The organism is Faecalibacterium intestinale (genome assembly GCF_040096575.1).
In the GTDB taxonomy this organism is placed as follows: Bacteria; Bacillota; Clostridia; order Oscillospirales; family Ruminococcaceae; genus Faecalibacterium; species Faecalibacterium intestinale.
In genome coordinates this window covers 1-7,248 of sequence record NZ_JBBMEN010000043.1, presented here as the reverse complement: position 1 = coordinate 7,248, position 7,248 = coordinate 1, and the positions used below count along the sequence as shown (strand labels likewise).

Annotated in this window: 5 protein-coding genes and 1 pseudogene; all 6 read right to left on the bottom strand. The window is 45.1% G+C overall.

The window, feature by feature from the left end; translation table 11 throughout:
- Positions 1-134: 134 nt before the first annotated feature.
- Positions 135-2,513 carry an ABC transporter permease gene (locus WMO20_RS14050; RefSeq protein WP_005362413.1) on the bottom strand — a complete coding sequence of 793 codons (2,379 nt, stop codon included), beginning with the start codon at positions 2,511-2,513 and terminating at the stop codon, positions 135-137.
- 14 nt (positions 2,514-2,527) lie between these two features.
- Positions 2,528-3,193: an ABC transporter ATP-binding protein gene (locus WMO20_RS14045; RefSeq protein ID WP_349187269.1), complete on the bottom strand. Its 666-nt coding sequence runs from the start codon at positions 3,191-3,193 to the stop codon at positions 2,528-2,530.
- 5 nt (positions 3,194-3,198) lie between these two features.
- Positions 3,199-3,459: a hypothetical protein gene (locus tag WMO20_RS14040; protein WP_008816373.1), complete on the bottom strand. Its 261-nt coding sequence runs from the start codon at positions 3,457-3,459 to the stop codon at positions 3,199-3,201.
- 130 nt (positions 3,460-3,589) lie between these two features.
- Positions 3,590-5,965 carry an ABC transporter permease gene (locus WMO20_RS14035; RefSeq protein WP_033143517.1) on the bottom strand — a complete coding sequence of 792 codons (2,376 nt, stop codon included), beginning with the start codon at positions 5,963-5,965 and terminating at the stop codon, positions 3,590-3,592.
- Between the two features lie 165 nt (positions 5,966-6,130).
- Positions 6,131-7,162 carry a sensor histidine kinase gene (locus tag WMO20_RS14030; protein WP_349187268.1) on the bottom strand — a complete coding sequence of 344 codons (1,032 nt, stop codon included), beginning with the start codon at positions 7,160-7,162 and terminating at the stop codon, positions 6,131-6,133.
- Positions 7,159-7,248: pseudogene (locus WMO20_RS14025) on the bottom strand (response regulator transcription factor); the annotation flags it as partial. The gene WMO20_RS14030 and the pseudogene WMO20_RS14025, both read right to left, overlap by 4 nt.

Sequence of the window (7,248 nt, the reverse complement as noted above, 5' to 3'; positions counted from 1 at the left end):
ATAAATGTCCGAGGTGCCTTTGATTTCGACAAAAAAACAGGCTGAATTGTTACAAAGCTCGGACATTTCAAAAATTTTTTGAGAAATGGCGAAAAAAGCGGGGCAGCACATGCCGCCCCGCCGATCCCATACGGTTATTCCATCGCCCGCATTTGTTCAATCAGAGATTGTTTTTTCTGTCTGCGGATTGTCCATACAGACAAGATCAGTTCCATTCCGAATAATACCAGAATGAACAATCCCATTTCCAAAACCGGGAATTTGTAAGGTACTACATTTCCACCAAAAGTAGCTATACTTATTTCTCTACTTGCAACAATAGAAATAGGAAATCCGACAATCAGGATTGCCAATGTTGCAAAGAACGCATAACACAGACCCTCGCATATATTCATTTTGCATAACTGTTTTTGTGTCAGACCAATGGAACGCAAAACACTGTTTTCCTGTTTTCTGGACATCTGATTAGAAAGGGTCGTATTGATGAGGTTGATAACACCAAAGAGGAACACCAACCATGAAAGAACCTGCATACTACCAAACGCCGCAGAATTTTGTGATTTTTCAGCCGCAATCGCTGTATCTATTTCATCTAAAGCAAGGTTACTGTGTTCGGCTACAATATTTTTCAGTTCAGCTTTTACAGTTTCAGCTTTTTTCGGATTGCTTACAATGCTCCATGAGTAATCAAAGGTAGTAATTTCCGGGTACAGTTCGTAGAATAAATCTTTTGGAGCAAAGAAAACAGAGCCATCTGTATGAGCGCGTCCATGCCCGAAAATCACAGGCATTTTTGAAGTGGAAAACACTCCCGATATTGTAACAGGGATGGACTGCTTACCATCTATTGAAGAAAATTCAACGGTGGAACCGACGCCCATATCTTCAAAATACGCTACAATCTGGTCGTGAATTACGATACTATGAGAATCTGTCGGCATCGTTCCCTCTGTCAATGCAGCCTCAACCATAGCATAGTTCTGGTCAGTCAGCGTATCACATATTCCTGAATTTTGGTTAGCATCTGTTTTAATGCTGGTATGGAGCGATTGTCTGGCTACGATTATATCCGTAACACCATCAACAGATAAAACTTCCTGCTTTAGTTCCTCGTTTAGCGGATTACCTTTTACTAACATTTCTTCCGATAGATCTTGGAGATATATTTTGTAATCGCTGTCAGGAAAATATAATCTTGCAATTTGTTCTGGTGAGCGCACTAAAACAATGGAAGATACCACCATCAGCAAAATTCCGCCGATACTCAAAGATGCTACAATACTGATTGTCTTTTTTCGGTCACGCTTAAAATTCGCAATTCCCATTGAAACAGGATTGAGCTTGATATTCTTTTTCCGGCTGCGGATGTCCTTTTGCACTGGGGTAAAACGGACGGCTTCAATGGGGGAAATCCCTGCCGCGATTTTCACCGGCTTACGGATGGAAATAGACACCATGATCCAACCGCTTATGAGTGTCAGGGAAACCATAACGGCATAGGAAACAGCGTTAAATCCCTTGGAAAACAGAAGAAAACCGCAGCATACGCCCAGCACTGTACCAATCAAAATTCCGATACTGCCGAGTTTGCGTCCCTCCCGCTTTACAATCCGCTTGATTTGCTTTGGCGTTGCACCAATCGTCCGAAGCTGTCCGTAGCTCCTGATTTTGTCATTGATGGAGATACGGAAGATACTCTGAATCACAATATAGCCGCCGATCAGAACAATAACAATCACACCAAAAATCGGTAAAAAATCAAAGGATTTAGAAGCATAAGCAAAATACTTGTTGTTCATGCTGGGATTAGGAAGCTGATATTCCTCTGCAATCTCTCTGCAATAAGAGGTTATCAGTTCCTCGCCCAACTGATCGCTGTTTTTGAAATGGACATAAGCGCGATACCCAGCCGGATCAAACCCTTTCCATTCTGTCAGGGCAGCTTTGGAAAGAATGATAGCGCAGGTATTCGCTTCTTTTTCATTTACGCTGTCCATAATGCCGGTAACGACATAATCACCATGAAAACTCTCGGTATCTAAGGTCACAGTGTCCCCGATCTTGGCATTGTTTCCATAGGTGGAGAGAAAGTATTCGCTTACGACAACTTCATTTGCTTTTTGGGGTAGATTCCCCTCCAATAGCTTCATTTGGTCGCGCCCAATCTCCATCATTTCTGCGTCATTATATACATAAGAGGCATGATAGCCCTGTTCCGAAAGTTCCTCGCCGAGCATATAGTAGCCGCCTACGCGCTCAAACTCCGGCAGTCCTTTCAGGGTTTCAATGTCGTTTTCCTCTACGCCCAGCCAGACCGCCTCATAAGTATCGACAACCTGATTGCGCTGCATTTGTGTCAGGGAGGTAGACACAATTCCCGTAAAGCAGATCAGAAACGCCGCCAGCGCAACGGCAATCACCACCATCAGATTCCGGCGCTTCTCGCTTTGCAAACTTTTCTTTGCCAGCTTCTTTGTAATGGCGCTGGTATCATTTTCAAAAGGCCATGTCATAGCCTGCCACCTCCTTACTCCACGATCTTGCCGTCCTCAATGCGGACAATCCGATCTGCAAGACGGGCTATGTCGTCATTGTGGGTAATCATCACAACGGTTTGCCGGAACTCCGCACTGGTGCGCTTGATAAGCCCCAGCACCTCGGCGCTGGTCTTGCTGTCAAGGTTGCCGGTCGGCTCGTCGGCCAGCACAATAGCCGGTTTGGTAATCAGGGCGCGGGCAATCGCCACACGCTGCTGCTGGCCGCCAGAAAGATTGTTCGGCATATTTTTCAGTTTATCTTCCAGCCCCAACAGGCGAACGATCTCGTCCAAAAACTTCTGATCCACCGTGTCCCCGTCCAGCTCCACCGGCAGGACAATGTTCTCATACACATTCAGGATGGGAACAAGGTTATAGTTCTGGAAGATAAAACCGATGTTGCGGCGGCGGAAGATGGTAAGCTGTTCGTCGTTCATTTTCGACAGTTCTTTGTCCCGGACAATCACATTGCCGGAAGTAGGGGTGTCCAGCCCGCCCATCATGTGAAGCAGGGTGGATTTGCCGCTGCCGGAGGTTCCCACAACGGCCACAAACTCGCCGTCATTTACAGAGAAGTTCACGCCGTCAAGGGCGCGGGTGATGTTCGGCTCTGTGCCGTAATACTTTTTCAGGTCGATAGTCTGTAAAATACTCATAAAATTCAATCCTTTCTTTGTTTGTTGTAAATGCGGAACGCTGCCGCGCCGGTGGCCGCCAACTGTACCAGAATCAGCCCAGCGAACAGGCCGAAGCTCTCATAGTAGAACAGTTCATCCCAAAACAGGAGAACATCACAGAGAGCAGTCAAGGCAACCGTCCAGCGGATGTGCCGGGCCAGCCATTGCCGGAACACCAGCACAAGGACAGCGGGCGGGACGATCAGCAGCGCCAGATTCAAAATCAATGTCGGGGTCAGTTCCATTGCGTCGCCTCCTCGCTTTTGTTGATAAGGCTATTGTAAAACCCAAATGTCCGCGAAATGTTACAGCGGCCAAAAAATTTCATTGAAAATCGGGGTGAAATGTTACAACGCTCGGACATTTCAAAAATTTCTATGATAATTCCCGTATTTGATCTACCAGAGATTGTTTTTTTATCTGCCGGATTGCCAAATACGAGAAAAGCATTTGGACAGCAAGCATCAGTATAAAATAACTGAACATTTCAACTGTCGGAAAATGATAGCTTACTTTTCCAAAAATACTCATTGCACTAAAGACGGTGCAGAGAAGATACCCGATAAGAGTTCCGCATGATATGGAAAGAAGAAGCACCCCTAATGTATAGAACAAGCCCTCTATCAATAACATTTTTGAAAGCTGTTTACTGCTCAAACCAACCGCTTGCAAAACACCCAGTTCTCGCTTCCGGGTCAAGATGTTTGTTATCAGTGTGTTTAGCAGATTGATAATGCCAAAAACCCCGATAAACATAACAAAAATGTAGACTGGCATACGATAGTTCAATAGTTTTTCGTTGTATGCCTCTACCCAATCATTCAAGGTACTAACATAGAGGCTGGAAGTCGGTGGAATTATCTTTTGGATTTCATCTTTTGCGGCTGCCCATTTACTGTCATCTGTATCTACAATAAATTGATAATTGAGGTTTTCAATAGGAACGATCTTTGACAGCATTTCTAAAGGAATAAATAGCGTATCATATCCGCCATACGGGATATTAGCGTCCACAATTCCCATTACTTTTACTTCCAATGTTTGTCCGCCAACTTCAATCAGAAGTTCGTCCCCAATCGCTGCATCCCACCCAAAAGTTTCTTTCCACTGTGGGCCATTTTCAATAATAATGCCATTGTTTTTAAGTAGTTCCTGCAAATCTGCTGTACCATCAATCAAATATTGCTCAATCAATTTTTGAGAGCTTCGTGTATATGCGTCTGAAACAATCGGTTCAATATCTCCCGTTGGCATACGAACATTCAAAACGGTGCCTTGGTATTCTTTTATTTCTTCCACACCATCTATGTCCAAAATGGATTCTCTAAAATCTTCTGTAAGCAGATTCGATTTTTGGAGTTCTGAATATTGTTCGCTGTTATGTGCCTGTGGCCCGTAATCGCCTAATTCAAGGCGAATTTCTCCGTAAGGAAAACTCCTACGCGCCATCGCTAAAGGATCAATGGAATTAAAATATGCAGAGCTTGCCATCAGCAAAATTCCACATACCCCTAACGACAGAATCGTTAAGGCGGTTTTCTTTCTGTTCCTTGCAAAATTAAGAAAAGCTAAGTTTTTTGCGGATAGAGAACGATGTAACACTTTTGTACTGTTGGACATTACATCATTATTGCTCGCCATATAACGGACTGCTTCAATAGGCGTAACATGAGCAGCAATCTTGGCTGGCTTAATTACAGCAATCATAACGCATAAATACACAAACAGAGCTGTGACAGCGGCAATTACAAATACCATTAAAGTGTTCCAGCCTTGCGGGACAAGGACATATCCCGCTATTGCACCGGCTAATATTCCAATCGGAATACCAATTTTGGAAAGATGAAATCCCTCTCTAAAAACGATTCTTTTCATCTGTTTTCCAGTTGCCCCTATTGTCCGCAGTTTTCCATATTCTTTTGTTTTTCTGGCTATGGACACATAGAACAGACTGTAAATAACAAGGGTACACGCCAAAGCGATAATAAGACTGATAAATGCTATTACAGTGATATATTGACTGCTTCTCTGTTCAATGAGAGAAAAATAATATGTTGAAAACTGCATTTGCTCCGGCTGTATTTTCAATTCTCTGCACAATGTTGATAATTCAGCTTGTATAGCAGCCTTAGACCAACCATCAGATTCATTCAAACGGATATAAGCGGAGTATGCCGGTTCGCTGAGCTTGTTTTCAATATAGGACTGCGACACGAATACGGAATAATTTGAATTTTCGACAGGCAAAATACCACATAAGGTATAATCTTTTTCTCCATCTCCCAGATTTAACGATATAATATCGCCCACGGATTTGGACAATCCAGCTCTATCAAGAAACGCCTTTGTGATAGCAATTTCATTTGTAGATTTGGGCAATTCCCCCTCCAAATCAGGATATTTTGCTAATTTCATTAGTGTTTCATCCATTGAACGGACGGTTAATTTGTAGTCCCCATAAGATACTAAACCCAATAAATGACTTACACCCACTTGAACCCTACTGTCATTTACTAATTTTGTAATGGTATCATTATCGACTTCATTGATAATTGCTTGATAACGCCCAGCTGCATCATTTAATGATTTTCGCTGCGAAGCAAAAAAATACAAGGTCGTTGTCATTATCAAGCAGGTAGCTAAGGCAATCGTAATGATAATGAGGATGTTTCTACTTTTATCTGCTTTTAAGTTTCGTTTTGCCAACTTTTTTGTAATGGCGCTTGTATCGTTCTCAAAAGGCCATGTCATAGTTGTATCACCTCCATATTTGATAAGGCCATTGTAAAACCCAAATGTCCGCGAAATGTTACAGCGGCTAAAAAATTTCATTGAAAATCGGGGTGAAATGTTACAACGCTCGGACATTTCAAAAAAATTTACGGCGGGCAGCCGGGAATGGCCGTCCGCCGCGATTTATTTTGTAGGCAGCATAATGGAAAATTCTGAACCCTTGCCCGGCTCCGAAACCACTTTGATATAGCCACCCTGCCGCGTTACGATCTCGCGGGCCAGATACAGGCCAATGCCCACGCCCTGCTGTTCGTGTACTTCTTCCTCACGATAGAAGCGCCGGAAGATGGCGGCCTGATTGCTTTCGGAAATGCCCTTGCCGGTGTCGGTCACTTTGATCTCCACATACATTTCCCACAGCACCACCGACACAGCGATTTTCCCGCCTGCCGGGGTGTACTTCACCGCATTGTCCAGCAGGTTAAAGAGGGCTTCGGATGTCCACTTGCTGTCATGAGAAAAGGCCAAATCCTCCGGGCAGTCCACGGACACGGCGATTTCCTTTTTCTCCGCTGCATACACGATCCCACTCATGGCCTGCGCCACGGTATCAAAGAGGCGGCCCGGCTTCTTATCCAACTGGATCACGCCCGTTTCCAGCCGTGAGGTTTTCACAAGGGCCTGAAAGAGAAAGTCCAGCTTATCCGTCTGGCTGCGGATTCCCCGGATAAAGTCGGTGCGCTCCGCCTCGGTCATGGGCTTTTCCAGCAGGGTGTCCGTCGCCATTTTCAGATTGCTCACCGGCGTTTTCACCTGATGGGAAATATCTGATACAAGGGTCTGTAACTCCTGCCGTTCCTCGTCCACCCGGCGGCGGTTCTCCTGCATGATCTGGTAAAGCCTTGCCAGCCGGTGTCCGATTCTGGCAAGCTGGGTTTCGCTGTCCTCCGGGCGCTGGGGCGCTTCATTCCCGGCGATCATGTGGTCTAAAGTCTGGCACAGGTCAGCGGTAAACTGTGATAACCGTTTTCCAAACGCCTGCGTCAGTACAAAAATCCCTACAAGGGCGCACAACAGCAGCGCCCCGCCTGTCAGCAGCACCGCAATCTGTTTTGTCACAAGAAACAGGGCTATGGTGATCCCGGACATGGAGAGGGCAAGCCCCATTGCCACCCGGCTAAACAGCCGCTTTACCGAGAGATTTTGAAACTTCATTTTGCCTCACCTCCCGTCCATTGATAGCCCATGCCGTAAACGGTCTTGATGTAGGGCGCGCCGCCGTCGGATTCAATCTTGCTGCG

Coding starts and splice junctions, on each gene's coding strand:
- WMO20_RS14050 (WP_005362413.1), bottom strand. CDS start 2,513: ATGACATGGCCTTTTGAAAATGATACCAGCGCCATTACAAAGAAGCTG.
- WMO20_RS14045 (WP_349187269.1), bottom strand. CDS start 3,193: ATGAGTATTTTACAGACTATCGACCTGAAAAAGTATTACGGCACAGAG.
- WMO20_RS14040 (WP_008816373.1), bottom strand. CDS start 3,459: ATGGAACTGACCCCGACATTGATTTTGAATCTGGCGCTGCTGATCGTC.
- WMO20_RS14035 (WP_033143517.1), bottom strand. CDS start 5,965: ATGACATGGCCTTTTGAGAACGATACAAGCGCCATTACAAAAAAGTTG.
- WMO20_RS14030 (WP_349187268.1), bottom strand. CDS start 7,162: ATGAAGTTTCAAAATCTCTCGGTAAAGCGGCTGTTTAGCCGGGTGGCA.